This is a genomic window from Streptomyces endocoffeicus, assembly GCF_016741935.1.
Taxonomy (GTDB): Bacteria; Actinomycetota; Actinomycetes; order Streptomycetales; family Streptomycetaceae; genus Streptomyces; species Streptomyces endocoffeicus.
Map to the genome: position 1 here is coordinate 1 of NZ_JAERRG010000005.1, position 25,424 is coordinate 25,424.

Consider the following 25,424-nt stretch of genomic DNA (forward strand, 5'->3'; position numbering starts at 1 on the left):
AGAGCAGGACCACGATCCCCGCGTCGATGCCGATCGGGAAGACGTTGGCGAACTTGCCAAAGCCCTTGTCGAGGGCGAGATCGCGCACTGCGGCGTAGGAACCGGCGAAGCCGATCGCCGCGATCACCACCGCCCCGGTGACGACCACCCCGGCCAGTATTCGGTGCATCCGTGTCAGTTGCATCGCGGCCACCCGCGACCCCTCCCCGTCCTCAACAACAGCCGCATCAGCGTCGCATACACGTCAAGGCTCATGGGCGGGAAGGGGTCGTGTTCGGCGGGTCAGGCCCCGCTCTTGGCGCCCTTACCGATGGCGCCGACGGCCTCCTTGGCCGCGGACTTGGCGTCCTTGAGCAGGTCGGCCGCGTCCGGGGCCTTGGCGGTCTCATAGCCCGCGCCGTCGTACTGGACGGTGATGACGACATTGGCGGTGCGAACCACGACCGTCTGGTCGCGGAAGTCGTCGCCGTCCTTCTTCTCCTTGGTGCTGACCGAGGTCGCGTCGTCGCCGATGCCCGCGACCTTCTCGGTCTTGGGGTCGGTCACCTTACCGGCGGTGGCGGCCCTGCTCGCCTGCTGGGCGGCGTACTCCCCGGCGCGCTTGTCGCCGGAGCCGAGCCCCGCGTCGGAGTGGAACAGCTTGAGGGAGACGGTCAGCGAGCGGTAGTCGAACTCGTCGAGGCCGCTCCACAGGCAGCTGGCCGACGTATTGGTGTCGGCCGAGGGAAGGGCCTTGCCCTTCTTGTTCTGCGCCTTGGGGACGAGATCGTCGACCGTCTTCCCGGAAAGCGTGGAACACACATCGGGCAGCTTGCCGAACTTGGCTGCCGCGACGGTGGGTGAAGCGCTGGGCGAGCTGGGTCTCGCTGAGCCACCGGCGTTCTTGTCGTCCTTCTTGTCCGAGCCGGAGGAGCAGCCGGCGACGAGCACCACCGGTACGGTCGCGCAGGCGAGTATTCGGGCGAGTCGCGGGGCTGAACGGTGCATGGGTCCTTCGCTCATTCTCTGTCGATGGGCGGACGTGCCGCCCGCGTCATTAGTCGGCACGGTACGCGGCCGAGGCGCGGGCGTCCCAATTTCCGAGGTCTCCGCGGGGAGGGGACGGGGGGCTCGCGGGGGTGCGGCGAGGACCCGTTATTCGTTGAGGCGACCGGTCAGTTCATCGGCCAAGTCCTGGGCGTTTTCCTGCAGTTCCTGGCTGCTGGGAATGTGCTTCTTGTCGGTCGTCCACTGGTCGTACTCAATGGTGGCAATCACATTCGAGGACCGGAACACGACGGTGATGTCGCGGTGGATACCCGAGTCCTTGGTGATCAGTTGGTCGTTGAGAAAGGCGTCGTCACCGAGGTCGTCCAGCCGGCGCGGGGCGGTGTCCTCCGAGGCGGTGTCACTTTCGTCACTTCCGCCGCTCGCGTCGGCGCCCGCGGAGGGACTATCGGTGCTTTTGCCCCCCTCATCGTTCTTGTCGCCCTTACCGGCTTCATCGCCCTTGTCGCCCTTGCTGCTCTGGCCCGGCTCATCGGCGCTCGAACTGGCGGAGGCGGAGGAGCCGCTGTCGTCGCTCGCGCCGCCCGTGTCGCTCGCGCCGCCGTCCGAGCCGCTCTCCGAGCTGGAGGGGCTCGAGGGAGGGCTCGTGGCGTCCGGGATATCGGCGGCGACGGCCTTCTTCTCGTACGTCTCCTGGGCCCGGTCGTCATCGCTGACCGAGGGGTCGTACGAGACCACGCGCTGGAAGTCGATCGTGAGATAGCGCGTGCCGCTCGTGGTCTCCACCTTCCAGCGGCAGCCGTCCCGGCGGTCTATGTCATACGTCACGGCCGCCTGGCCGTCGTACACCTTGTCGTCCTGCTCGGCGCCGGGCAGCAGGGCCTGGAGGGTCTTCCGGCTCACCGCGCCGCATGCCTCGGGCAGGGTGCGATAGCGGCCGGGCTCGGCCGAGACGGCCGTCCCGGAGTCGCCGGAGGCGCCGTCGTCCGGGTCGGTCGTCGAATCGGAGCCGGTGCATCCGCCGAGCCCCGCGGCGGCGAGCACGGTGATGAGCACGGCGACGGCCGGGGTGGCCCGCCGTCCGTACGCCCTTCGCTGCGCTGGCTGCACTGTCCGTGTCCCTTCGAGCGACGGAAAACTCCTTGCCGCCCGCGGGCGGTGGCTGGACACAATGTCTACCGCACGCACTGCCGTGCCTGCCGGTCGCCCGCCGCCTATGGGGCATTGGCCCGGCTTTTGTGTTTTCAGTCTTTTACGGGGGAATGAGTACATCATGTCGTATGTCGAGGTGCCCGGCGCGCAGGTGCCGATCCGGATGTGGACCGACCCCTCGACGGTCGAGGGCGTGGCCATGCAGCAGCTGCGCAATGTGGCCACCCTGCCCTGGATCAAGGGCCTCGCCGTGATGCCGGATGTGCATTACGGGAAGGGTGCCACGGTCGGCTCGGTGATCGCGATGCGGGGCGCGGTGTGCCCGGCGGCGGTCGGGGTGGACATCGGGTGCGGGATGTCGGCCGTCAAGACGTCGCTGACCGCCAACGACCTTCCGGGCGATCTCTCGCGGCTGCGGTCCAAGATCGAGCAGGCGATCCCGGTGGGGCGCGGTATGCACGACGACCCGGTGGACCCGGGGCGGCTGCACGCGTTCCCGACGACGGGGTGGGACGACTTCTGGAACCGGTTCGGGGGAGTGGCCGAAGCGGTCAAGTTCCGCCAGGAGCGGGCCGTCAAGCAGATGGGTTCGCTCGGATCCGGTAACCACTTCATTGAGTTCTGTCTCGATGACGAGGGTGCGGTCTGGCTGATGCTGCACTCCGGCTCCCGCAACATCGGCAAGGAGCTGGCCGAGTACCACATCGGCGAGGCCCGGAAGCTGCCCCACAACCAGAATCTGGTCGACCGCGACCTGGCCGTCTTCATCGCGGACACCCCGCAGATGGCGGCGTACCGGCACGATCTCTTCTGGGCGCAGGAGTACGCGAAGTACAACCGCGCGATCATGATGGCGCTCTTCCAGGACGTGGTGCGCAAGGAGTTCAAGAAGGCCCGTCCGGTCTTCGAGCCGGTGATCAGCTGCCACCACAACTACGTGGCCGAGGAGCGCTACGAGGGCATGGACCTTCTTGTGACCCGTAAGGGCGCCATCCGCGCCGGGGGCGGGGACTACGGGATCATCCCGGGCTCGATGGGCACCGGTTCGTACATCGTGCGCGGTCTGGGGAACGAGGCGTCGTTCAACTCGGCCTCGCACGGAGCGGGCCGGAAGATGAGCCGTAACGCGGCGAAGAAGCGCTTCTCGACCCAGGATCTGGCGGAGCAGACGCGGGGCGTGGAGTGCCGTAAGGACTCCGGTGTCGTGGACGAGATCCCGGGGGCGTACAAGCCGATCGAGAAGGTCATCGACCAGCAGCGGGACCTGGTCCAGGTAGTCGCGAAGCTCAAGCAGGTCATCTGCGTCAAGGGCTGAGGTGCGGGACCGTACGTGATCGACGGCCCGCGGACTGGCGACGGTCCGGGGGCGCCGTAGGCATGGCATCGGCGATGAAGCGCCGACGCCCCCCGAACCAGAGACCACCACAGAGCCGGAGGAGACGGACGGGCAGGGGGTGCAACCTGCTGTGCTCCGCAAACGTCCGCCCGGTGCGGGAGTGACATGTGGGGCACGTGTGGCGCAGTCGGAGTGAGGCGGCTGGCCGTCTCACGCAAGAGATCACTGACGAAGGAAGCGTGCATTATGTACAACGCCCAGATTGAGACCCGCGAGATATCCGACGCCGACCTGGACGGCGTTGCCGGCGGCGTGGCCGGCGGGCTGACCCTGCAGAGCCAGCCGGGGGGCCTGGAGGGACTCGGCGGCGTCGAGCTGGCCGGCCACAACGTCGTGGTGGACGGTGCGGCGAACCTGTGGAGCGGCCAGGCGGGCCTCAACGTCACCGCCGTCTGATCAGTCGCAAAGGCTGAACATCCGCGCGGCCTGAAGACCCTTGGCCACACGGCGGATTTGAGGGGTCGTCGCAGCACAGGGGTCGCCGCAACACAAGTGATCAACTGGCTGTGGCCAGGAGCTTGGCGAGGCGCTCGGCTGGGGTTTCCCAGCCGAGCGTTTTGCGTGAAGGGCTGAGACACAGCCTTTATCGCTTGACGCCGTCGTACGCGATGGCCAGGTGCCGCGGCCCTCTGAGGACGGCGTTGCGGCGGTACGGGGGCGGGTCCTCGACGAGGCGCGGGTTGTCCAGCCGGCGGACGAGTTCGGTCAGGGCGGTCTGCGCCTCGAGCCGGGCCAGGGGCGAGCCGATGCAGTTGTGGATGCCGCTGCCGAAGCCGAAGTGCTGGTTGTCCGGGCGGTCGGGGAGGAAGCGGTCCGGCTCCGGGAAGCGCTTGGGGTCCCGGTTCCCCGAGGCCGGGACGAGCCACAGGGAGGCGCCCTTGGGGATGGTGGTGCCGCCGATCTCGATGTCGTCGAGCGTGGTGCGCTCGGGCAGCAGCTGTACGGGCGGCTCGAACCGCAGCAGCTCCTCCACCAGCGGGTAGATCATCTCGGGGTCCTCGCGCAGCTGCTTGAGGGCGTCGGGGTGGCGCAGCAGGGTGAGCATCCCGTTGGTGATGATGTTGACGGTGGTCTCATGGCCCGCGATCAGCAGCAGCGTCAGATTGCTGAGCATCTCGGACACTGACATCGGGCTCTCGTCGCCCCCGCGCTCGGTGGCCAGACCGGAGATCATGTCGTCCCGGGGCGCGCGGCGGCGCTGGTCGATCAGGCCGGAGAGATAGGCGGCGAGCTGGTGCCGGGCCTCCCGGACGGCCTCCCGGTGGACCTGTCGCTCCTCGGGCGTGCCGGAGGGCGGCTCGATGGCGGTGGCCACGGTGTCGGCCCAGCCGTGGAAGCGGTGCTCGTCCTCCGGGGGGACGCCGAGCAGACGGCAGATCACGGTGACGGGGAAGGGGTAGGAGAAGTCCTCGACCAGGTCGATCCGGTCCCGGCCCTGGAAGCGGTCGATGAGGCCGGAGACGATTCCGGAGATCTCGCCGCGCAGGTCGTAGACCCGCCGGGGCGCGTGCGGAGGGCCGTACGTCCGCATGATCAGCCGGCGCAGCCGGTCGTGGTCGGGCGGGTCGAGCCGGATGAAGCTCGGCGGCAGGTCGGGGTCGTCGGTGGCGGCGACGGTTCTCGCCTCGGGGGCGAGATTGCGGACGTCGGAGCTGACCCTGGGGTCGTGGAGCAGGCTGTGGATCTCCCAGTAGGTGCTCACCAGGTAGGGGCCGGACTCGTCCCGCACCACGGGCGTCCTGCGGAGCTCGGCGTACAGCGGGTACGGGTCGGCGCGGTTGGCGTGGTCGAGGATCTGGCCCAGGAGTGCGACCGACGTCATGGTGGAGTCCTTCCGGGTGCGATGCCGGTGGTGTCCGCGTCAGCGGGGGAGGCGGCGCGGGTGGTGTCCGCGTCAGGTGGTGTCCGCGTCAGCGGGAAGGTGGCGCGGGCGGTGTCCACGTCAGGCGGGGGTGAACGTGACGCGTTGGTCGGTCGGGGAGTGGCCGCTGACGGTGACCTCGGGGCCGTGGCTGGGCACCGAGGGGTCGGGGAACCCGGCCGGCACCGGCCGCATGCCCTCGGTCCGCCGGTCGACGGTGGTGAACGGCAGGGGGAAGGGCGCCGCCCGCTCGATCTGCCGCTGGTAGAACTCCAGCCATTTGGCCTGGTCGAAGGTGACGGCGGCGATGACACGGCCCTGGTAGCCGTAGACCGCGGTGAAGCGGTGCTCGCTCAGCGACCCCTGGCTTACGAGGATCTGGTCGGCCATGTTCGGCACCCCGACGGACTTGATGTTGCGGCCGAACTGGGCCGACCAGAAGTACGGCGTCCACAGGTGCGGGCGGCGCCGCTCACCGGGGCTGATCATGTTGTGGGCCGCGACCTCGGCCTGCGCGACCGCGTTGCCCCAGTGCTCCAGGGACAGGAACTGGTAGCCGAACAGCGGATGCGGGGAGCGGGCCACGTCCCCCGCGACGAAGACGTCGTCGGAGACGATGCCCCGTACGTCGAAGGCCCGGCAGCCCGCGTCGCAGGCGATCCCGCGCGGCCCCGCGGCCAGTCCGGAGCCCGCGAGCCATTCGGTGTTGCGCGTCGCGCCCAGGGCGACGACGGCCACCTCCGCGTCCAGCGCGTCGCCGTCGGAGAAGTGGGCCCGCCGCAGCCTGCCCGCGCCGTCGCCTTCCAGCCCGGTGACCATCACACCGCAGCGCAGATCGACGCCGTACTGGTGCTGCAGCTCGGCGGCCACCTCGCCGATCACGCCGCCCAGGGCGCCCACCAGGGGAGCCGGGCCGCGTTCGGCGACCGTGACGGGCAGCTCCCGCTCACGGCAGACCGAGGCGATCTCCGAGCCGGTGAACCCGGCACCGATCACCAGCACCCGGCGGGGTCCGGCCCGCAGCCGGTGGACCAACCGGGCGGCGTCGTCCGTGGTCCGCAGCACGAAGACGCCGTCCAGGCCGGCCTCCAGCTCGTTCGGCCACGGGCGGGAGCGCACACCGGTGGCGATCAGCAGCCGGTCGTACTCCACCGAGGTGCCATCGGCGAGCGTCACCCGCTTGGCCGCCATGTCCAGCGCGGTCGCGGCGACGCCCAGCCGCCATCGCGCGTCGATCGCGCGGCGGCGGGGGAGGGCCGTTCGGTCGACCGGCACCAGGCCGAGCAGGACCTGCTTGGACAGCGGCGGACGGTCGTACGGCTCGTGCGGCTCGTCACCGATCATGGTGAGCGTGCCGGTGAAGCCCTCCTCCCGGAGCGTCTCGGCGGCCCGCAGCCCCGCCAGGGAGGCGCCCACGACGACGATGTGACCCTCGCGCCGGAGCCGCTCCAGGGAGCCGTCAAGCGCCATCGGAGGCACCCACCCGGTCCGCCGTCCACCTGCCGCCCGCGCCCTCCACGGTGATGGCCCTGACCGGGCACGCCGCCACCGCCCGCAGCACGTCCGCGCGGTGCGCGTCGTCCGGCTGCGCGTCGTACAGCAGCGCCTCCTCACCGTGCATCGCGAACACATCGGGCGCGAGGAAGGCGCACTGGGCATAGCCCTGGCACCGGTTGAGATCAACGACAACCCTCATGACGCCTCCGCTTCACCGCGAGGAACACGGCGAGGAATCACCGCGAGGAACACGGCGAGGAATCACCGCGAGGAACACGGCGAGGAATCACCGCGAGGTGACGGCCACTCCCAGCATCGGAGCGTCCCCGGGACGGCGCACACGCACTGAGCCGAACGGGGGACGGCGAGCTGTCGCGGCGGGGCTGTGAGGGGCCGTGGAGGACGAGGGCGAACGGGCTCAGCGCTCGCGGTGGACCTTGTGCTGGGCGGCCTGGGCGCGGGGACGGATAACCATCATGTCGATGTTCACATGCGAGGGGCGGGTGACCGCCCATTCGACCGTGTCGGCCACGTCATCGGCGGTCAGCGGCTCGGTCACGCCGTCGTAGACGGCCGCGGCCTGGCTCTCGTCGCCGCGGTAGCGGTTCACCGCGAACTCGTCGGTCCTGACCATGCCAGGGGCGATCTCGATCACCCGCACGGGCTCACCGCACAGCTCCAGGCGCAGAGTGGCCGCGATGGCGTGGGAGCCGTGCTTGGCCGCCACGTACCCGCCGCCGCCCTCGTACGCCACATGCCCCGCCGTGGAGGACAGCACGACGATCGTGCCGTCGCCGGAGGTGGTGAGGGCGGGCAGCAGTGCCTGGGTCACCTGGAGCACGCCCACCACATTGACCTCGTACATCGCCCGCCAGTCGGCCGGGTCGGCGGTGGCCACGGTCTCGGCGCCGACCGCGCCGCCCGCGTTGTTCACCAGGACGTCGCAGCGGTCCAGACCGGCGGCGAAGGACTCCACGGCGGCGCGGTCGGTGACGTCCAGGACGTACGCCTCGGCCTCGTGCCCCGCCTTGGTCAGCTCGGCGGCGAGCGCCTCGACGCGCTCCTTACGGCGGGCGGCGAGGACGACGCGGAATCCGGCGGCCGCCAGGCGGCGCGCGGTCGCGGCTCCGATCCCGCTGCTCGCGCCGGTGATGACTGCGGTACGGGTGGTCATCGGCCCTCCAGAGGCGACGTGGCGCAAACGGTGGTGTGTGCGCATGATCCATATGCAGGATATGACGGCCCGATTTACCTCCAACCGGGGGACTGAAGATCGGAATCCGCTAGGGGCTCTCGGGCTCGGGGAAGGGTGCACTGCGTCCGGCGCGGCGCCGGTAGTTGGAGCACCCATGCCCAAGGAGTGAATTCAGGTAATGACCCAGCAGAGCAGATTCCTTCAGCGGTCCCGTCGTTCTTTCCAACGCTGGGGCGTGGCCTCAGCGGGCGCCATCGCGGCGGCGGCCCTGGTCGCCGGCGCTCCGGGAACCGCATGGGCCTCGGCCAGCACCCCCGACCCGCACTCGTCGCAGGGCAACCACTGTCCCCAGGACCGGGCGCACGGCGACAACAAGGAGAACCACGAGAAGGAGAACCACGAGAACGGTCGTCACGACGACAAGAAGCGCGACCACGAGCACGGCCGCTACGAGATGAAGGACCACGAGAACGGTCGTCACGACGACAAGAAGCGCGACCACGAGCACGGCCGCTACGAGATGAAGGACCACGAGAACGGTCGTCACGACGACAAGAAGCGCGACCACGAGCACGGCCGCTACGAGGCGAACAGCCACGAGGACCCCAACGGCGGCCGCCACGACGACCACGCCCGGGACGATGAGGACGGCCGTCACGACGAGGGCGGGCGGTACGAGAAGAAGGAAAGCGACCAGCGCGAGGAGAGCGACCAGCGCGAGGAGCACGGCCAGCGCGAGGACCACGGCCGGTACGACGAGAAGATGGACAGCGGTCGTGAGGAGAGCGGCAGCGAGGAAGACAGCCGCAAGGAGGACGGCCGCAAGGAGGACGACCGCAAGGAGGACGACCGCAAGGAGGACGGCCGCAAGGAAGAGAGCCGTAAGGAGGACGGCCGCAAGGAGGAGCACGGCCAGCGCGAGGACCAGGGCCGTAAGGACCCGACCCGCTACTTCCCCACCGGGAAGTACTGGCCTGGCCTCCAGGGCCGCAGCGCGGCGCGCCCCGAGCAGGCCGCGCAGCCGGAGCAGGCGGCTCAGCCCGAGCAGGCCGCGCAGCCGTACGAGGCCGCCCAGTCCGGTGAGGAGGCCCAGGACCGCGGTGCCGTCCGTCCCGTCGCCGTCCCCGTCCACGAGGACGACCAGGCGCGCCACGGCCAGGAGAACAAGGAGCACCAGGACCAGAAGAAGCAGGACCAGAAGAAGAACGACTCGGTGACGCTCGCCGAGGCGGTCGAGATCGCCGAGTGCGAGGTCGGCGGCCAGGCGGTCAGCGCCGAGCTGGTGGACTGCCCCGAGGACGACCAGGACCACAAGGGCAAGCACGAGGACGGCCGTAAGGACGACCGCAAGGACTCGCGCCACCACGACGACCAGCGCAAGGACAAGCAGCGCAAGGACGAGCACAAGGACCCGCACAAGAAGGAGGTCAAGCAGGTGTGGGTCGTGGAGGTCGAGTGCGACCACACCATCACGACCGTCTTCATCGACCCGGACACCGGCTGCGTCCTCGGCACGGAGCAGGAGCAGGACGACCACCACGGTGACCACGGCAAGCAGGGCAAGGACCACCACGGCGACCATGAGGGCAAGGGCGGCCACGGCCGGCCGATGGTTACCTCCTAGGCACGTACATGATCACAGCGACTCCGGCCAGACAGATCACCGCTCCGAGCACATCGAAGCGGTCGGGCCGGTAGCCGTCGGCGACCATGCCCCAGGCGAGCGATCCGGCGACGAACACGCCGCCGTACGCCGCGAGGATGCGGCCGAACTCCGCGTCCGGCTGGAGCGTGGCCACGAATCCGTAGGCGCCAAGAGCGATGACCCCGGCGCCGATCCACGCCCACCCCCTGTGCTCACGCACGCCCTGCCAGACGAGCCATGCGCCGCCGATCTCCAGGAGCGCGGCGACGGCGAACAGAGCGATGGAACGTGCGATGAGCATGGGGGAAGGGTACGGCCCGCCCATGCACGGCCCCGTAGCGGAGCGGAACGCTACGACCGGCGCCGGCGCCCACCACAGGATCACACCGGGGGATGGGTGCCGTGCGGTTCCGCCTTCGAGTCGACGCCGCCGAGGGCTCTCCGGGCGTCCTCGGCCTCCATCGCAACGAGGGCCGGGCACCGAGGGCCGGGCACCGTGCCCCACAGCCACTACCGCTGGACGGGCTACTTCCTCTGCACCGGCCAGGACTCCGACCACCCGGTCGGCGAGCCCCTGAGTGAAATTCCCTTTGCGGGCATCCGGCCGTGTGCCAGGGTCGGCCGATGACGACGTCGACGACCTCCCGCCGCGCCTTACTCCGCTGGCAGTTCGACCTGACCTGGTCGCTCTTCGAGTACCACCTGGAGCGGTTGGATCCCGAGGACTTCCTGTGGGAGCCTACGGCCCGCTGCTGGACAGTGCGGCAGGGCGCCGATGGGTCATGGCTGCCCGACTGGGCGGAGACCGAGCCCGATCCCGTGCCCGTCCCCACCATCGGATGGCTGAGCTGGCATATCGGCTGGTGGTGGAGCGTGACCATCGACCACGCGGAGGGACGCGGGCCGCGGGAGCGGACCGAGGTCGGCTGGCCCGGCGACGGTAAGGCGGCCATCGAGTGGCTGCGCGGTCTGCGGGCGGAGTGGACGGCCGTACTGGACCGGCTCACCGAGGAGGACCTGGACGCCATCGCGCCGTTTCCCTGGGACCGGGACCCCGAGCACACCATCTCCCACATGGCCGCCTGGGTGAACGCCGAGCTGATGAAGAACGCCACCGAGATCGGCCAACTCCGCCTGCTGCGCGCCGCCTCCGCGTCGTAGGGGCCATGGCCTCAGGGCCACGGCCCCGCGCTCGGAGCCACCGCCCCGCGCTCGGAGCCACCGCCCCGCCTCAGGGCCACCGCCCCGCCTCAGGGCCACAGCCCCCGACTCAGGGCCAGACCAGGCAGTACGGCTGGTGGCCCGCCTCGTGCAGCCGGTGGCTGAAGTCCTGCCACTCGTGGAGCAGTTGATAGACCAAGAAGGCGTCCCGGGGGCCGCCGCGGTCGGGGACCGTGGACCAGATGAAGGCCGCGGCGCCCACCGCCTCCTCGCCGACGCCGCGCAGCGGATCGACGGCGGTCATCGGAAGCTTGACGACGGCGTAGTCCGGGTGGAGAACGACCAGTTCGAGCGGGGGGACCTTGTGCAGCGGGACGCCCTCGATGCCGGTGAGGACCATCGCCGCCACCGTCTCCGGCTTGATCTTCGTGAACATGCCGTGGCCGAGCTCGTCGCCGCCGAGCTCCTCGGGGCGCATGGAGATGGGGACCCTGGCCGCGGTGGCGCCGTCCGGCGCACCGAAGTACTTGTAGGTCACCCCCATGCGGCCCCCGCTTCTGCCTGCCCTGCCCGCCTCGTCCCGCCGATGGCGTCCGGGCCGGGCACGCTCGGGGCCTCGGTCGTCAGTCCCTTCACCCAGTTCGCCACCGCGATGCATATCTCCACCCGACCACTCGCGGCCACTACCGCGCAACCCGATCTCTGTTCACAGAGACCTCCCCCACCATAGAGCTGTGAAACGCCGGGCCGCGGGAGTACGTCCGCCTCTGACAACATGGCGTGCGTGAGCTATCCGTACGCAGCCCCAGTTTCGCAGACGCTTTTCGATCGCGCGGCCGCCGTGACGCCCGGCGGCGTGAACTCTCCAGTGCGGGCGTTCCGCGCCGTGGGAGGTACGCCCCGGTTCATGGTGTCCGGGGACGGTCCGTACCTCACCGACGCCGATGGACGCGAGTACGTGGACCTCGTGTGCTCGTGGGGACCGATGATCCTCGGCCATTCCCACCCCGAGGTCACCGCGGCCGTGCAGGCGGCCGTCGCCCGCGGTACGTCGTTCGGCACGCCGGGGGAGGGCGAGGTCGAGCTCGCCGAGGAGATCGTGGCGCGGGTCGCCCCGGTCGAGCAGGTGCGCCTGGTGTCGTCCGGCACCGAGGCGACGATGTCGGCGATCCGGCTGGCCCGTGGGTTCACCGGGCGGTCGAAGGTGATCAAGTTCGCCGGTTGTTACCACGGGCATGTGGACGCCCTGCTGGCCGCGGCCGGGTCCGGGGTGGCGACCTTCGGGCTGCCGGACACCCCGGGGGTGACGGGAGCGCAGGCGGGGGAGACCGTGGTGCTGCCGTACAACGATCTGGAGGCGGTCCGGGCGGCCTTCGCCGCGCACCCCGGGGAGATCGCCTGTGTGATCACCGAGGCCTCGCCGGGCAACATGGGCGTGGTGCCGCCGCTGCCCGGGTTCAACGCGGGCCTGAAGCAGCTCTGTGCCGACCATGGCGCGCTCTACATCTCCGACGAGGTCATGACCGGCTTCCGGGTCTCCGGGGCCGGATGGTTCGGGCTGGACGGCGTGGAGCCCGACCTGATGACCTTCGGCAAGGTCATGGGCGGCGGCTTCCCGGCCGCGGCCTTCGGCGGGCGCGCCGATGTCATGGAGCGCCTGGCCCCGGCCGGCCCGGTCTACCAGGCGGGCACGCTGTCCGGGAACCCGGTCGCCACGGCCGCGGGCGTAGCCCAGCTGCGGCTGCTGGACGACGCGGCGTACGGGCGGGTCGACGCGGCCTCCGAGCGGCTGCGGGCGATGGTGACGGAGGCGCTCTCCAAGGAGGGCGTGGCGCACCGGGTCCAGGTCGCGGGCAACATGTTCTCGGTCTTCTTCACCGCCGACGAGGTCACCGACTACGAGAGGGCCAAGGCGCAGGAGGCGTTCCGCTTCACCGCCTTCTTCCACTCCATGCTGTCCCAGGGCGTCTACCTCCCGCCGTCCGCCTTCGAGTCGTGGTTCGTCTCCACGACGCACGACGAGAAGGCGCTGGAGCGGGTGGCGGCGGCTCTGCCGGGGGCGGCGCGGGCCGCCGCCGAGGCCACTGAATGATGGATGACATGACACAGAGCGAGAACGACATCACCGTCGTCCATGTGATGCGCCACGGCGAGGTCCACAACCCGGAGGGCGTGCTCTACGGCAGGCTGCCCGGCTATCACCTCTCCGATCTGGGGCGGCAGATGGCCGACCGGGTCGCCGAGCACCTCGCCGACCGTGACATCACTTATGTGGTCGCCTCCCCGCTGGAGCGGGCGCAGGAGACGGCGGCGCCGATCGCCAAGGCGCACGGCCTGGACGTGGCCTCGGACGAGCGGCTGATCGAGGCGGCGAACGTCTTCCAGGGCAAGACCTTCGGTGTCGGCGACGGTGCGCTGCGCAAACCCGGCAACTGGCGCCATCTCACCAACCCGTTCCGCCCGTCCTGGGGTGAGCCCTATGTGGACCAGGTGGTGCGGATGATGGCGGCGCTGGGCCGGGCGCGGGACGCCGCGCGCGGGCACGAGGCGGTGTGCGTCAGCCATCAGCTGCCGATCTGGATCGTGCGCAGCTTCGTGGAGCGGCGGCGGCTGTGGCACGACCCGCGCAGGCGGCAGTGCACGCTGGCCAGCCTCACCAGCTTCACCTTCCGCGGCGACCGGATCGTCTCGGTGGGCTACAGCGAACCGGCCCGTGATCTCGTTCCGCCCCATCTGCGCGCTGGTGCCAAGCCGGTGAAGGGGGCCTCCAAGGGCTACGGCGCCTGATTGGTGCGCCCGGCCACGGCCGGGCCGGGGGTGCGGGCCGCCGTGTGTGCGGCCCGCGATGTGCGGCCCTGCGATGTGTGGCCCGCGATGTGCGTGACGGGCGCATGGCCGTGGGATGACCCTTGGGCCGTGCGGTGTGGCACCTAATGGAGACATTGTGTCCGCCGTGTAATTGACCGCGTTCTTTCGGAACCTCGCTATTCGCCTCGCCATCTCCAGGGTTGTCCGGACACCCCGGGCAATCAGAGCGGCGAGTGCGAATTGAGGACGTTATGCGTGAGGTCAGCCGGAGGGGGATCCTCGGTCTTGGTATGGGAGCGGCGGCGTCACTGGCCGTCGCCGGCTGTTCCTCGGGGTCCGGATCCGGTACGCCGAAGCCCGCGAAGACGACCCAGGCGAAGCCGATCGGTGACGGCTCCACTTCGCACGGTGAGCGGCGTAAGGAGGCCCCGAAGCCGGAGCGGCTGGAACGGGGGCAGAAGCCGCCGCAGTTCGTGGTGTTCTCGTGGGACGGCGCGGGAGAGGTCGGCAACGGTCTCTTCCCGCGGTTCCGCAAGCTGGCCGAGGACCACGGCGCGATCATGACCTTCTTCCTCTCCGGTATCTACTGCCTCCCGGAGTCGAAGAAGTCGCTCTACCGGCCGCCGAACAACCCGGTGGGCGCCTCCGACATCGGCTATCTCACCGACGAGCACATCAAGGCCACGCTGCGGAACGTGCGCGAGGCGTGGCTCGAGGGCCATGAGATCGGCACCCATTTCAATGGCCACTTCTGCTCCGGAAGCGGCTCGGTGGAGAACTGGACGTCCGCGCAGTGGAAGTCCGAGATCGACCAGGCCATGTCCTTCGTCACGGAGTGGCGGACGAATACGCGCTTCACCGATGTGGATCCGCTGCCCTTCGACTACCACAAGGAGCTCATCGGCGGCCGCACTCCGTGTCTGAAGGGCCAGACCAATTTGCTGCCGACCGCCCGGGAACTCGGCTGGCGCTATGACGCGAGTTCGCCCGGCGGACTCCAGGTGTGGCCGTCGAAGAAGCAGGGCATCTGGGACTTCCCGCTGCAGCAGATTCCCTTTCCGGGGCACTCCTTCGAGGTGCTCTCGATGGATTACAACATCCTGGCGAACCAGTCGAAGAATTCCACCAATGCCCCGCCCGCGAACTACCCGGGCTGGCGCAAGCAGGCCGCCGAGGCGTACATAGCCGGTTTCAAGCGGGCCTATGAGACCAATCGCGCCCCGTTCTTCATCGGAAACCACTTCGAGGAGTGGAACGGCGGCATCTATATGGACGCCGTCGAGGAAGCGCTCAAGCACATGGCCGACGAGAAGCACAAGGACGTCCGGCTGGTCTCCTTCAAGCAGCTCACCGACTGGCTGGACGCACAGGACCCCGCGGTCCTGGCCGAGCTGAGCGGGCTCGGCGTGGGCCAGGCGTGGAGCGCGAACGGCGGCTGACGGCACCGGCGGGCCGTCAGGTCCGCCGGGGTGCTCCGGGCCCCGGCGAGGGTGCCCGGAGGGGGGTGGCGAAGATCCCCAAAAGGGCCATGCGAAACTTTTCACATGAGTGCCTGCCGTGCCCCTCGGGGCCTCGCGACCCGTCGTCGCACAACCGTGCTGGCCATCGGGGCCACGGTTGCCGCGCTGTCCCTGACCGCCTGCGGCGGGGGTGGCACCTCGGGCGGCTCCGCCGACACCAAGTTCGTTCAGGGCAAGGGCGGCGTGGACACCGTCGCCAAGGAGAACCGTAAGGACGCGCCCCAGCTCTCGGGCAAGACCCTGGAGGGCAAGCCGCTGGACGTGGCGGACTACAAGGGCAAGATCGTGGTCCTGAACGTCTGGGGCTCCTGGTGCGCCCCCTGCCGGGCCGAGGCGTCGAACCTCGCCAAGGTGGCCAAGGACACCAAGGCCAAGGGTGTGCAGTTCATCGGGATCAACACCCGTGACTCCAACCGCGCCCCCGCGCTCAGGTTCGAGAAGGAATACGGCGTCGACTACCCGAGTTTGTACGACCCGATCGGGAAGCTCATGCTGCGCTTCCCCAAGGGCAGCCTCAATCCGCAGGCCATCCCCTCGACGATCGTGCTGGACCGGGAGGGCAGGATCGCGGCCCGCGCTCTGACGCCGCTCAGCGAGGAGCGCCTGCGCACGATGGTCACCCCGCTGATCGCGGAGAAGTGACCTTTCGTGAACACGCTGGCCGCCGCGACCGATCCCAACCAGACCGTCCTGACCGGGGCGCTGCTGCTGGCGCTTCCGGTCGCCCTGCTGGGCGGACTGGTCTCCTTCTTCTCCCCCTGTGTGCTGCCTCTGGTGCCCGGCTATATGTCGTACGTCACAGGGGTCACAGGCACGGATCTGGCTGAGGCGAAGCGCGGCCGGATGGTCGCGGGTGCCTCGCTCTTCGTGCTCGGCTTCACCGCGGTCTTCGTCTCCGGCGGCGCGCTCTTCGGCAACTTCGGCTGGACGCTCCAGGAGCACAAGGAGACCATCTCCAAGGTCCTCGGGGTCGTCACGATCGTGATGGGCCTCGCCTTCATGGGGGTGCTGGGGGGCTTCGGACAGCGGGAGTTCCGCTTCCACATCAAGCCCACGCTGGGGCTCGCGGGGGCGCCGGTGCTGGGCGCCCTGTTCGGCGTCGGCTGGACGCCGTGCCTGGGGCCGACGCTCACCGCCGTCAACGCCCTGGCGTTCAATGAGGCGAGTGCGGGGCGCGGGGCCCTGCTCACCGCCGCGTACTGCGTGGGGCTCGGGCTGCCGTTCGTGGTGGTCGCCGTGGCCTACCGGCGGGCGCTGGGTGCCTTCGGCTGGGTCAAGCGGCACTACGTCTGGGTGATGCGAGCCGGGGGCGGCATGCTCGTCGCCCTGGGGGTGCTGCTGCTCACAGGTGTCTGGGACACCATGATGGGCTCCATGCAGACCTGGGCTCAGGGCTTCAACGTTGGGATCTGATCGATGTCCACCACCGATACCGACACCGCGGCCGGCAAGGAGGCCGACGCGCCGCCCGAGGGTGGCGCGACCGCCGAGGAGCGCGAGCTCGGCGCCGCGGAGTCGCAGCTGTCCACCGCCCCGGCCGAGGAGATCAACGTCCCCTCGCTGGGGCCGCTCGGCTGGGCCCGGTGGTTCTGGCGGCAGCTGACCTCGATGCGGGTGGCGCTGCTGCTGCTCCTGCTGCTCACCCTCGCCACGATCCCCGGTTCCCTGGTCCCGCAGACCAGCATCGACCAGCTCAAGGTGCAGGACTTCCAGAAGCGGCACTCGACGCTCACCCCGATCTACGAGAAGCTGCAGCTGTTCCACGTCTACAGCTCGGTGTGGTTCTCGGCGATCTACCTCCTGCTGTTCATCTCGCTCATCGGCTGTATCGTGCCGCGCACCTGGCAGTTCATCGGCCAGCTGCGCGGCCGCCCGCCGGCCGCGCCCCGTCGGCTGACCCGGCTTCCCGCGTACACCACCTGGCGCAGTGAGGCCGAGCCGGAGCAGGTGCTGGCGGCCGCCCGGAAGATCATGAAGGGGCGCCGCTTCCGCATCGAGGCCTCGGGTGACTCGGTGGCCGCGGAGAAGGGCTATCTGCGCGAGGTGGGCAATCTGCTCTTCCACAGCGCGCTGATCGTGCTGCTGGTGTCCTTCGCCGCCGGGCAGCTGTGGAAGACCGAGGGCAGCAGCCTGATCACCGAGGGCGGCGGCTTCTCCAACAGTCTCACCCAGTACGACGACATCAAGACGGGGCAGCTGTTCAACAGCGACGATCTCGCCCCCTTCGGCTTCCAGTTGGACCGCTTCACCGCGACCTACGAACGCAGCGGTCCGCAGATGCGCACCCCGCGCACCTTCCGCGCCGATGTGCGCTACTGGGACGGCGCGGACGGCGCCAGCCACAAGACCTCGATCGAGGTGAACGAGCCGCTGGAGATCGCGGGCTACAAGGTCTTCCTGCTGAACCACGGCTACTCGCCGGTCGTCACCATCCGGGACGGCAAGGGCGATGTGGTGCACCAGGGCCCGGTGGTCGGCCTGCCGATCGACGGGGCCAACCTCACCGAGAGCATGGTCATCAAGGTTCCGGACTATCGGGACAAGAACGGCAAGAAGGATCAAATCGGCTTCCAGGGGCAGTTCCTGCCGACCTGGGTGCGCAGCCAGGGCATGTTCTCCGTCTTCCCGGCGCTGGACAATCCGACGCTGGTCCTGACCGCCTACCACGGCAGCCTCGGCGTGGACGGCGGCACTCCGCAGAGCGTGTACCAGCTGGACAAGTCGCGGATGAAGCAGTTCCGGGAGCCCGACGGCAAGACCAAGTTCGCCCGGGCGCTCAAGGTCGGCGACACCATGAAGCTGCCCAACGGCGCCGGAACGCTGTCGTTCGACGGCGTCAAGGAATGGGCCAGCTTCCAGATCTCGCACAAGCCGGGTGACCAGGGCGCCCTCATCGGTGCCGTGGCCGCCCTGGTGGGCCTGGCCGGCTCCCTGTTCATCCAGCGCCGCCGGGTGTGGGTGCGCGCGGTGCCGGGCGACGACGGCACCACTGTGGTCGAGATGGCGGGGCTCGGCCGCAGTGAGTACGCCAAGCTGCCCGAAGAACTCGCCGATCTGGCCGTCCGTCTCCAGACGGACGCACCCCCGGCCCCGGAAGCGGAACCCGACCCGGAGCCCGACCGGAACTCCACCGAGAACTCCGGTAAGGACTCCACCGGGCACTCCAGCAAGGACTCCGCCAAGGAATCCACCGAGGACTCCGCCTCGGAATCCGCATCCGACACCGCAGATCCCGCAGATCCTGCCGAAGGAGCGCGCGCGTGAACCTCGCCGCCGAAGTCAACGAGAACCTGGCTCATTACAGCAACGTGCTGATCTACTCGGCGATGGCGGTCTACACCCTCGCCTTCCTGGCGCATATCGCCGAGTGGGTGTTCGGCAGCCGCAGCGCCGTCGGCCGCACCGCCGCCGCGATCACCACCGAAGCCGAGGCCGCCCAGCGCGCCAAGGTGACCGTGCGGGTCGGCGGGCAGGGCGGCGGCACCGCCGTCCTGGACCGGCCGAAGATCGTCACCCGCTCCGCGGCGGGCAGCCGCGACGTCCCGGACGGGCCGGGCGCCGCGGGCGGCACCGAACAGGGCGATGTGTACGGCCGGATCGCGGTGGGCCTGACCGTACTGGCCTTCCTCTTTCATGCCGCGGGCGTCTTCTTGCGCGCGCTGTCGGTGCAGCGGGCGCCGTGGGGCAACATGTACGAGTTCTCCACGACCTTCGCCATGGTCGCGGTGGCCACATACCTGGTGCTGCTGGCGCTGAAGAAGAATGTGCGCTGGATCGGGCTGCCCCTCGTCACCACGGTCCTCCTCGACCTCGGTCTCGCCGTCTCTGTCTTGTACACCGCGAGCGACCAGTTGGTTCCGGCCCTGCACTCGTACTGGCTGTGGATCCACGTCAGCTGCGCGATCGTCTCCGGCGCCTCGCTCTACATCGGGGCCGTCGCCACGCTGCTCTACCTCTTCCGGGACCGCTACGAGGCCCAGCTGGAGAACCCGGAGGGCAAGCAGTTCGGCCGGTTCGCCAAGTCCGTTCTGGAGCGGGTGCCCTCGGCGGCGTCGCTGGACAAGTTCGCGTACCGGATCAACGCCACGATCTTCCCGCTGTGGACCTTCACGATCATCGCGGGCGCGATCTGGGCCGAGGCCGCCTGGGGCCGCTACTGGGGCTGGGACCCCAAGGAGGTCTGGTCCTTCATCACCTGGGTCGCCTACGCCTGCTACCTGCACGCCCGCGCCACCGCCGGCTGGAAGGGCCGCAAGGCCGCCTACCTGGCGCTGATCGCCTTCGGCTGCTACCTGTTCAACTACTACGGCGTCAACATCTTCATCACCGGCAAGCACTCCTACGCCGGGGTCTGACACCGCGCAACGCGACGGCCGGTTGCCCTGACATGGGTCAGGGCAACCGGCCGTCGCGTTGTCCCGCCGCCTGGCCGCTCTTCAGGACGCGGCCGGCGGGGTGTCCTCCGGACCGGTGCCGGACCCGGAACCGGAACCCGAACCGGAGCCCGGCCCCTCGCCCTTGCGGCGCAGCTCCTCCTCGCGGCGGCGGAGGTCGGCCTCCCAGTCCCTCAGCCGCTCCTCGTCGTTCTCGCGGTCGCCGGGCGTGTCGGCCGGTTCGTCCGCGTCGTCCTTATGGCCCTTGTCGTTATGGCCCTTGTCGTTCAGGGACTTGAGGAACTCGGGGTTGTCGTCCGGCGCGACCCAGCCGCCCCCGCCCCCGCCGCCCGTGCCCCGGACGCCGGGCCGGCCGGCGCCTCCGGGGGCGGCCCGCTTGCGGCCCGCGATCAGCCAGGAGACGGAGCCCACGATGGGGAACAGCAGGACGAGGATCGCCCAGATGGGCTTGGGGATATAGCGGATGTCCTGTTCGTCGGTGGTGATGCAGTCGATGAACGCGTAGATGCTCAGTGCCAGCGGCACCAGGATCATCAGCACCCTTAGCATGAGGCGATTCCCCCTGCGTGTGGTGTTCGGGGCGGTGGCTCGGGCCCCCAGTTACGGGACCAGGGTAGTGCGTACCGGATACTGGGACGCATGGCTTATGACGATCTTCGTTCCTTTCTGCGGGCGCTCGACAGGGAAGGCGACCTCAAGAGGGTCAAGGCCGAGGTCGATCCCTATCTCGAGGTCGGGGAGATCGTCGACAGGGTCAACAAGGCGGGCGGCCCCGCGCTGCTCTTCGAGAACGTCAAGGGTTCGGCGATGCCGCTGGCCATGAATGTCTTCGGCACCGACCGCCGCCTCCTGAAGGCGCTGGGGCTCCGCTCGTACGACGAGATCAGCGAGAAGATCGGCGGGCTGGTCAAACCCGAACTGCCCCAGGGGTTCGTCGGCCTGCGCGAGGCGTTCGGGAAGCTGGGCTCGATGGCCCATGTGCCGCCGCGGAAGGTGAAGGAGGCGCCCGTCCAGGAGGTGGTCCTCACCGGCGAGGACGTCGATCTGGACCAGCTTCCGGCGCTGTTCACCTGGCCCGAGGACGGCGGGTCGTTCTTCAACCTCGGCCTGACCCACACCAAGCACCCGGAGACCGGGGTGCGCAACCTCGGCCTCTACCGCCTGCAGCGCCATGACCGCCGCACCATCGGCATGCACTGGCAGATCCACAAGGACAGCCGCAACCACTACCAAGTGGCCGCCCGGCGCGGGGAGAAGCTCCCGGTGGCGATCGCCTTCGGCGCGCCGCCCGCCGTGACCTACGCCGCGACCGCGCCGCTCCCCGGCGACATCGACGAGTACCTCTTCGCGGGGTTCGTCCAGGGCCGGCGGGTCGAGATGGTGGACTGCGAGACGGTGCCGCTCCAGGTCCCGGCGGCCGCCGAGGTCGTCATCGAGGGCTGGCTGGAGCCCGGGAAGACGCTGCCGGAGGGCCCGTTCGGCGACCACACGGGCTTCTACACGCCCCAGGAGCCGTTCCCGGCCCTGACCATCGACTGTGTGACGATGCGGCGGCGGCCGCTGCTCCAGTCGATCGTGGTGGGCCGGCCGCCGACCGAGGACGGGCCGCTGGGGAGGGCGACCGAGCGGTTCTTCCTTCCGCTGCTCAAGATCATCATCCCGGACATCGTGGACTACCACCTCCCCGAGTCCGGCGGGTTCCACAACTGCGCGATCGTCTCGATCGACAAGAAGTACCCCAAGCACGCGCAGAAGGTGATGCACGCCATCTGGGGCGCCCACATGATGTCGCTCACCAAGCTGATCGTCGTGGTCGACGCCGACTGCGATGTCCACGATCTGCACGAGGTTTCCTGGCGCGCTCTGGGGAACACCGACTACGCCCGCGATCTGACCGTGGTCGAAGGTCCCGTCGACCATCTCGACCACGCCTCGTACCAGCAGTTCTGGGGCGGTAAGGCGGGCATCGACGCCACCGCGAAATGGCCCGAGGAGGGCTATACGCGCGACGGCGGATGGCCGCGCATGGTCATGTCCGATCCGGAGACCGCCGATCGGGTGACAAAGCGATGGAAGGAGTACGGGCTGTGAGCGCCGATTCCGCGACCCCCGATCTCTTCGGCCCCGAACCGGCGCCGCCCGGCCGGGTCCGCGCCTTTCTGCGGCTGGTGATGATCGAGCACTCGGTCTTCGCGCTGCCCTTCGCCTACATCGCCGCGCTGACCGCGATGCATCTGTGGGACGGCACCGTCCACTGGACGCGGCTGCTGCTGATCACGATCGCCATGGTGGGCATGCGGACCTTCGCCATGGCCTGCAACCGGATCATCGACCGCGAGATCGACGCCCGCAATCCGCGCACCGCCGGCCGGGAGCTGGTCACCGGCGCCGTGTCGGTGCGCACCGCGTGGACCGGCGCGCTCATCGCGCTCGCCGTCTTCCTGGGCTCCGCGGCGCTCCTGAACCCGCTCTGCCTGGCGCTGGCGCCGCTCGCGGTGGTGCCGATGGTGGTCTATCCGTACGGGAAGCGGTTCACCGACTATCCGCACGCCATCCTGGGCGTGGCCCAGGCCATCGGCCCGGTCGGCGCCTGGATCGGGGTCACCGGCGAGTGGTCGTGGGACGCGGCCATCCTGGGGCTCGCGATCGGCATCTGGATCGGCGGCTTCGACCTGATCTACGCCTGCCAGGACGTGGCGGCCGACCGGGCGCACGGGGTGCGGTCGGTGCCGGCCCGCTTCGGCATCGCGGGCGCCCTCTACGGGGCGCGCGTCTGCCATGTGGTCACCACGGCCCTGCTGGTCTGGTACGCGCTGGCCACGGACGCCGGGGCGTTCTTCTGGGCCGGGCTGGCGATCGTCGCGGCGGCGTTCGCGTACGAGCACACGATCGTGCGGCCGGGCGATCTGTCCCGGCTGAACCGCGCCTTCTTCACGGTCAACGGCTTCATCGGGATCGCCCTGTTCTGCTGCGCGCTCCTCGACCTGGTGGTGCGGGGCCTCGGCCTGTGAGACCCGCCGGATAGGCTCGGTGACGTGGAGACGCCGCACGAGCCTTACGGGCCGCATGAGCCGTACGGGCCGCACGAAGAAGTGAGCGGGCGCCGTCCCTGGGTCGTCGGTGTGTCCGGCGCGTCAGGGACGCCGTACGCCGCCTCGGTGCTGCGCGCGCTGCTGGCGGCGGGGGAGGCGGTCGACCTGGTGGTCAGCCGGGCGTCACGGCTGACGCTCCTGGACGAGACGGGGATCGGGTTCCGGGACGCCCACTGGCGCGACGATCTGTGCCGCTGGCTGGCGCGCGGCGCGGACGGCACGCCCGACGCCTTCGAGGTGCCCGCCGAGGTGGCGGACGTGACCCACTGGTCGCCCGGGGACCTGGCGGCCGGGCCGTCCTCCGGCTCGTATCCGGTCAAGGGGATGCTGATCGTCCCGGCGAGCACGGCGTGTGTGGCCGGGGTGGCGCTCGGGCTGTCGAAGGATCTGCTCCAGCGGGCCGCGAGTGTCACGCTCAAGGAACGGCGCAAGCTCGTGGTGGCGGTGCGGGAGACACCGCTGAGCGGACAGACGCTGAAGGCTCTGGTGACGCTGGACGAGGCGGGCGCTGTGGTGCTGCCCGCCTCGCCGGCGTTCTACGCGGGGGCGACGCACATCCAGGATCTGGTGGACTTCGTCGCGGGGCGGGTGCTGGACGCGGCAGGGGTGCCGCACAAGCTGTACCGCCGGTGGGAGGGGGAACTCGGTGGGGACCGGGACCGGGGAACGGCCTAGCGGGTCCAGCGCCGCCTGGTGCGCGCGGCGCGGGCCGCGACGACGGCCGCGCGGCGGGCCGCGCGGGAGACGGGCCGGTCGGTGGTACGGGTTGCACGCGAGCGGTTGGCCAGGTCCCGCAGCTCGAGCATGCGCGCCTCAAGGCCCTCGATCGTGTACACGGTGAGTCTCATCTCCTGAGGGATGGTCGATCGCCTAAAAGATTTACAGGACTTGTGGTCCTGATGCCTTAGATTCTACATGTAATCTCGCTCAATCTCTGAATAATGGAAGGCGCTTGTGCTTATGGACGCGGTGGACAGGCAGCTCATCCAGGCCCTGCGGGAGAACGGCCGGGCCTCCTACGCGGAGCTCGGCAGGCTCGTCGGCCTCTCCGGGCCCAGCGTCACGGACCGGATCAACCGCCTGGAGGCCGCCGGGGTGATCACCGGCTATCGCGCGACCGTGGACGCCGCCTCCCTGGGGCTGGGCGTCACCGCGCTGATCGGCATCCAGCTCTCGGACGCCACCGACCACGAGGAGGTGGCCCACCGGATGCGCGAGCTCGCCGAGATCGAGGACTGCTGGTTCATCGCGGGCGACGACTCCTACATGCTCAAGGTGCGCGCATCCGACGTGGACGGCCTGGAGCGGACCATCCGCCGGCTCTCCGGCACCAAGGGCGTCTCCCGCACCCGGACCACGATCGTGCTGTCCACGAAGTGGGAAAACCGGGTCGGCGAGCTTCCCGAGGACATTGAGGCGTAGTCTCGGCCAAGGCTGACATCAGCAGACGTATTGGGAGGCGACCGGGGTGACGGGGACCACACACGACGCGGGTTTCAAGAGGGAGTTGGAGCAGAAGGTCCGCGCGGGCGAGCGGCTCTCGCGGGAGGACGGCATCGCCCTTTACGAGTCCGACGATCTGGCCTGGCTGGGCGGTCTCGCCCATGAGGTGCGCACCCGTAAGAACGGCGACGTCGTGCACTTCAACGTCAACCGCCACCTCAACATGACGAACGTGTGCACCGCGTCCTGCGCGTACTGCTCCTTCCAGCGCAAGCCCGGCGAGAAGGACGCCTACACGATGCGCATCGAGGAGGCCGTCCGCCTCGCCAAGGCGATGGAGAACGAGAACCTCACCGAGCTCCACATCGTCAACGGCCTGCACCCGACCCTGCCCTGGCGCTACTACCCGCGGTCGCTCAAGGCGCTCAAGGAGGCCCTTCCGCAGGTCTCCCTCAAGGCGTTCACCGCCACCGAGATCCACCACTTCGAGAAGATCTCCGGAATGCCGGCCTCCGAGATCCTCGACGAGCTGATCGACGCCGGACTGGAGTCGCTCACCGGCGGCGGCGCCGAGATCTTCGACTGGGAGATCCGGCAGCACATCGTCGACCACGAGACCCACTGGGAGGACTGGTCGCGCATCCACCGGCTGGCGCACGAGAAGGGGCTCAAGACGCCCTGCACGATGCTCTACGGGCATATCGAGGAGCCCCGCCACCGGGTGGACCACGTGCTGCGCCTGCGTGAGCTCCAGGACGAGACCGGCGGCTTCCAGGTCTTCATCCCGCTGCGCTACCAGCACGACTTCGTGGACATGAAGGACGGCAAGATCCGCAACCGCCTTCAGGCCCGCACCACCATGGCCACCGGCGCGGAGGCCCTGAAGACCTTCGCGGTCTCGCGGCTGCTCTTCGACAACGTGCCGCACGTCAAGGTCTTCTGGGTGATGCACGGCGTGCAGACCGCGCAGCTCGCGCTCAACCACGGCGCGGACGACATGGACGGGTCGGTCGTCGAGTACAAGATCACCCACGACGCCGACGCCTACGGGACGCCCAACAAGCTCACCCGTGACGATCTGCTCGACCTGATCCGGGACGCCGGGTTCCGGCCGGTGGAGCGGAACACCCGCTACGAGGTCATCCGCGAGTTCGAGGGCCCGGACCCGGCCCGCCGCGAGACCCCGCAGCCGATGCGGGTGTGATCCGTACGGCCGGTGTGACCCGTATCGCCCTCCGCCCGGCGGCCGCTGTCTGACGGCCGCCGGGCGGGG

General features: G+C 69.6%; 27 protein-coding genes. 16 read left to right on the forward strand and 11 right to left on the reverse strand.

Annotation, left to right across the window (positions count from 1 at the left end):
- From JK364_RS14785 to JK364_RS14795, 3 genes are all read right to left on the reverse strand, one after another.
- The coding region (locus JK364_RS14785) for a DUF2637 domain-containing protein (RefSeq protein WP_230991981.1) at window positions 1–184 on the reverse strand (184 nt) is incomplete at its 3' end.
- 98 nt (window positions 185–282) lie between these two features.
- Window positions 283–987 carry a hypothetical protein gene (locus tag JK364_RS14790; RefSeq protein ID WP_201851498.1) on the reverse strand — a complete coding sequence of 235 codons (705 nt, stop codon included), beginning with the start codon at window positions 985–987 and terminating at the stop codon, window positions 283–285.
- Between the two features lie 147 nt (window positions 988–1,134).
- Window positions 1,135–2,097 carry a DUF3558 domain-containing protein gene (locus JK364_RS14795; RefSeq protein WP_307841287.1) on the reverse strand — a complete coding sequence of 321 codons (963 nt, stop codon included), beginning with the start codon at window positions 2,095–2,097 and terminating at the stop codon, window positions 1,135–1,137.
- A 163-nt stretch (window positions 2,098–2,260) separates the two neighbouring features.
- Here JK364_RS14795 and JK364_RS14800 point away from each other — a divergent pair, with 163 nt between their 5' ends.
- Together JK364_RS14800 and JK364_RS14805 are read left to right on the forward strand one after the other, a co-directional pair.
- A complete protein-coding gene (locus tag JK364_RS14800; RefSeq protein WP_201851499.1) occupies window positions 2,261–3,454 on the forward strand; it encodes an RtcB family protein in 1,194 nt (397 codons plus the stop codon).
- Window positions 3,455–3,721: 267 nt separating this feature from the next.
- Entirely contained in the window at window positions 3,722–3,931 is a 210-nt protein-coding gene (locus JK364_RS14805; RefSeq protein WP_201851501.1) for a type A2 lantipeptide, read from the forward strand.
- 187 nt (window positions 3,932–4,118) lie between these two features.
- Here the strand turns inward: JK364_RS14805 and JK364_RS14810 are convergent, their stop codons facing one another.
- The 4 genes from JK364_RS14810 to JK364_RS14825 form a co-directional block, all read right to left on the reverse strand.
- The gene (locus JK364_RS14810) at window positions 4,119–5,357 is read right to left on the reverse strand and encodes a cytochrome P450 (RefSeq protein ID WP_201851503.1); all 1,239 of its coding nucleotides are present in this window, start codon (window positions 5,355–5,357) and stop codon (window positions 4,119–4,121) included.
- 120 nt (window positions 5,358–5,477) lie between these two features.
- Complete coding sequence (locus JK364_RS14815; RefSeq protein ID WP_201851505.1) at window positions 5,478–6,866, reverse strand: NAD(P)/FAD-dependent oxidoreductase; 1,389 nt, start codon at window positions 6,864–6,866, stop codon at window positions 5,478–5,480.
- On the reverse strand, window positions 6,856–7,092 hold the full coding sequence (locus JK364_RS14820; RefSeq protein WP_201851507.1) for a ferredoxin: 237 nt from the start codon (window positions 7,090–7,092) through the stop codon (window positions 6,856–6,858). Before JK364_RS14820 ends, JK364_RS14815 begins: the two co-directional genes overlap by 11 nt.
- A 219-nt stretch (window positions 7,093–7,311) precedes the next feature.
- Entirely contained in the window at window positions 7,312–8,067 is a 756-nt protein-coding gene (locus tag JK364_RS14825) for an SDR family NAD(P)-dependent oxidoreductase (RefSeq protein ID WP_201851509.1), read from the reverse strand.
- A gap of 256 nt (window positions 8,068–8,323) precedes the next feature.
- Between JK364_RS14825 and JK364_RS14830 the strand changes: the two genes are divergently transcribed.
- On the forward strand, window positions 8,324–9,712 hold the full coding sequence (locus JK364_RS14830) for a hypothetical protein (RefSeq protein WP_201851511.1): 1,389 nt from the start codon (window positions 8,324–8,326) through the stop codon (window positions 9,710–9,712).
- Here JK364_RS14830 and JK364_RS14835 read toward each other — a convergent pair.
- Window positions 9,702–10,034 carry a YnfA family protein gene (locus JK364_RS14835; protein WP_201851513.1) on the reverse strand — a complete coding sequence of 111 codons (333 nt, stop codon included), beginning with the start codon at window positions 10,032–10,034 and terminating at the stop codon, window positions 9,702–9,704. The genes JK364_RS14830 and JK364_RS14835 overlap by 11 nt on opposite strands.
- Window positions 10,035–10,357: 323 nt before the next feature.
- On the opposite strand from JK364_RS14835, the gene JK364_RS14840 reads away from it, so the two are divergent.
- Entirely contained in the window at window positions 10,358–10,894 is a 537-nt protein-coding gene (locus tag JK364_RS14840; RefSeq protein WP_201851515.1) for a DinB family protein, read from the forward strand.
- A 109-nt stretch (window positions 10,895–11,003) separates the two neighbouring features.
- Here the strand turns inward: JK364_RS14840 and JK364_RS14845 are convergent, their stop codons facing one another.
- The gene (locus JK364_RS14845; protein ID WP_201851516.1) at window positions 11,004–11,552 is read right to left on the reverse strand and encodes a hypothetical protein; all 549 of its coding nucleotides are present in this window, start codon (window positions 11,550–11,552) and stop codon (window positions 11,004–11,006) included.
- Between the two features lie 117 nt (window positions 11,553–11,669).
- Here JK364_RS14845 and hemL point away from each other — a divergent pair, with 117 nt between their 5' ends.
- The 7 genes from hemL to ccsB all read left to right on the forward strand — a co-directional run bounded on the left by hemL (window position 11,670) and on the right by ccsB (window position 19,577).
- The gene (hemL, locus tag JK364_RS14850) at window positions 11,670–12,986 is read left to right on the forward strand and encodes a glutamate-1-semialdehyde 2,1-aminomutase (protein ID WP_201851518.1); all 1,317 of its coding nucleotides are present in this window, start codon (window positions 11,670–11,672) and stop codon (window positions 12,984–12,986) included.
- 8 nt (window positions 12,987–12,994) lie between these two features.
- A complete protein-coding gene (locus JK364_RS14855) occupies window positions 12,995–13,681 on the forward strand; it encodes a histidine phosphatase family protein (protein WP_201851520.1) in 687 nt (228 codons plus the stop codon).
- A 272-nt stretch (window positions 13,682–13,953) separates the two neighbouring features.
- The gene (locus JK364_RS14860; protein WP_201851522.1) at window positions 13,954–15,141 is read left to right on the forward strand and encodes a polysaccharide deacetylase family protein; all 1,188 of its coding nucleotides are present in this window, start codon (window positions 13,954–13,956) and stop codon (window positions 15,139–15,141) included.
- A gap of 105 nt (window positions 15,142–15,246) precedes the next feature.
- Window positions 15,247–15,864: a TlpA family protein disulfide reductase gene (locus JK364_RS14865; RefSeq protein WP_201851524.1), complete on the forward strand. Its 618-nt coding sequence runs from the start codon at window positions 15,247–15,249 to the stop codon at window positions 15,862–15,864.
- Between the two features lie 6 nt (window positions 15,865–15,870).
- Window positions 15,871–16,635: a cytochrome c biogenesis CcdA family protein gene (locus JK364_RS14870; RefSeq protein ID WP_164433327.1), complete on the forward strand. Its 765-nt coding sequence runs from the start codon at window positions 15,871–15,873 to the stop codon at window positions 16,633–16,635.
- A 3-nt stretch (window positions 16,636–16,638) separates the two neighbouring features.
- The gene (resB, locus tag JK364_RS14875) at window positions 16,639–18,486 is read left to right on the forward strand and encodes a cytochrome c biogenesis protein ResB (RefSeq protein WP_201851526.1); all 1,848 of its coding nucleotides are present in this window, start codon (window positions 16,639–16,641) and stop codon (window positions 18,484–18,486) included.
- The gene (gene ccsB / locus JK364_RS14880) at window positions 18,483–19,577 is read left to right on the forward strand and encodes a c-type cytochrome biogenesis protein CcsB (protein WP_201851528.1); all 1,095 of its coding nucleotides are present in this window, start codon (window positions 18,483–18,485) and stop codon (window positions 19,575–19,577) included. Before resB ends, ccsB begins: the two co-directional genes overlap by 4 nt.
- 81 nt (window positions 19,578–19,658) lie before the next feature.
- Here ccsB and JK364_RS14885 read toward each other — a convergent pair whose 3' ends face one another.
- Complete coding sequence (locus JK364_RS14885) at window positions 19,659–20,165, reverse strand: PLD nuclease N-terminal domain-containing protein (protein ID WP_201851530.1); 507 nt, start codon at window positions 20,163–20,165, stop codon at window positions 19,659–19,661.
- A gap of 90 nt (window positions 20,166–20,255) precedes the next feature.
- Between JK364_RS14885 and JK364_RS14890 the strand changes: the two genes are divergently transcribed.
- From JK364_RS14890 to JK364_RS14900, 3 genes are all read left to right on the forward strand, one after another.
- On the forward strand, window positions 20,256–21,707 hold the full coding sequence (locus JK364_RS14890) for a menaquinone biosynthesis decarboxylase (RefSeq protein ID WP_198269777.1): 1,452 nt from the start codon (window positions 20,256–20,258) through the stop codon (window positions 21,705–21,707).
- Window positions 21,704–22,627 (forward strand): menaquinone biosynthesis prenyltransferase MqnP, encoded by a 924-nt coding sequence (mqnP, locus tag JK364_RS14895; RefSeq protein WP_037955267.1) that lies wholly within the window; start codon window positions 21,704–21,706, stop codon window positions 22,625–22,627. Before JK364_RS14890 ends, mqnP begins: the two co-directional genes overlap by 4 nt.
- 81 nt (window positions 22,628–22,708) lie before the next feature.
- Window positions 22,709–23,383, forward strand: a complete 675-nt coding sequence (locus JK364_RS14900) for a UbiX family flavin prenyltransferase (protein ID WP_201851880.1) — start codon at window positions 22,709–22,711, stop codon at window positions 23,381–23,383.
- Here JK364_RS14900 and JK364_RS14905 read toward each other — a convergent pair.
- Window positions 23,380–23,556, reverse strand: coding sequence for a hypothetical protein (locus JK364_RS14905; RefSeq protein ID WP_201851532.1), 177 nt, complete (start codon window positions 23,554–23,556; stop codon window positions 23,380–23,382). The two genes, JK364_RS14900 and JK364_RS14905, sit on opposite strands and share 4 nt — an antisense overlap.
- Before the next feature lie 112 nt (window positions 23,557–23,668).
- Here JK364_RS14905 and JK364_RS14910 point away from each other — a divergent pair, with 112 nt between their 5' ends.
- Window positions 23,669–24,130 carry an Lrp/AsnC family transcriptional regulator gene (locus tag JK364_RS14910; protein WP_014054040.1) on the forward strand — a complete coding sequence of 154 codons (462 nt, stop codon included), beginning with the start codon at window positions 23,669–23,671 and terminating at the stop codon, window positions 24,128–24,130.
- Window positions 24,131–24,176: 46 nt separating this feature from the next.
- Window positions 24,177–25,355: an aminofutalosine synthase MqnE gene (gene mqnE, locus JK364_RS14915; RefSeq protein ID WP_201851534.1), complete on the forward strand. Its 1,179-nt coding sequence runs from the start codon at window positions 24,177–24,179 to the stop codon at window positions 25,353–25,355.
- The last annotated feature ends 69 nt before the right edge of the window (window positions 25,356–25,424 follow it).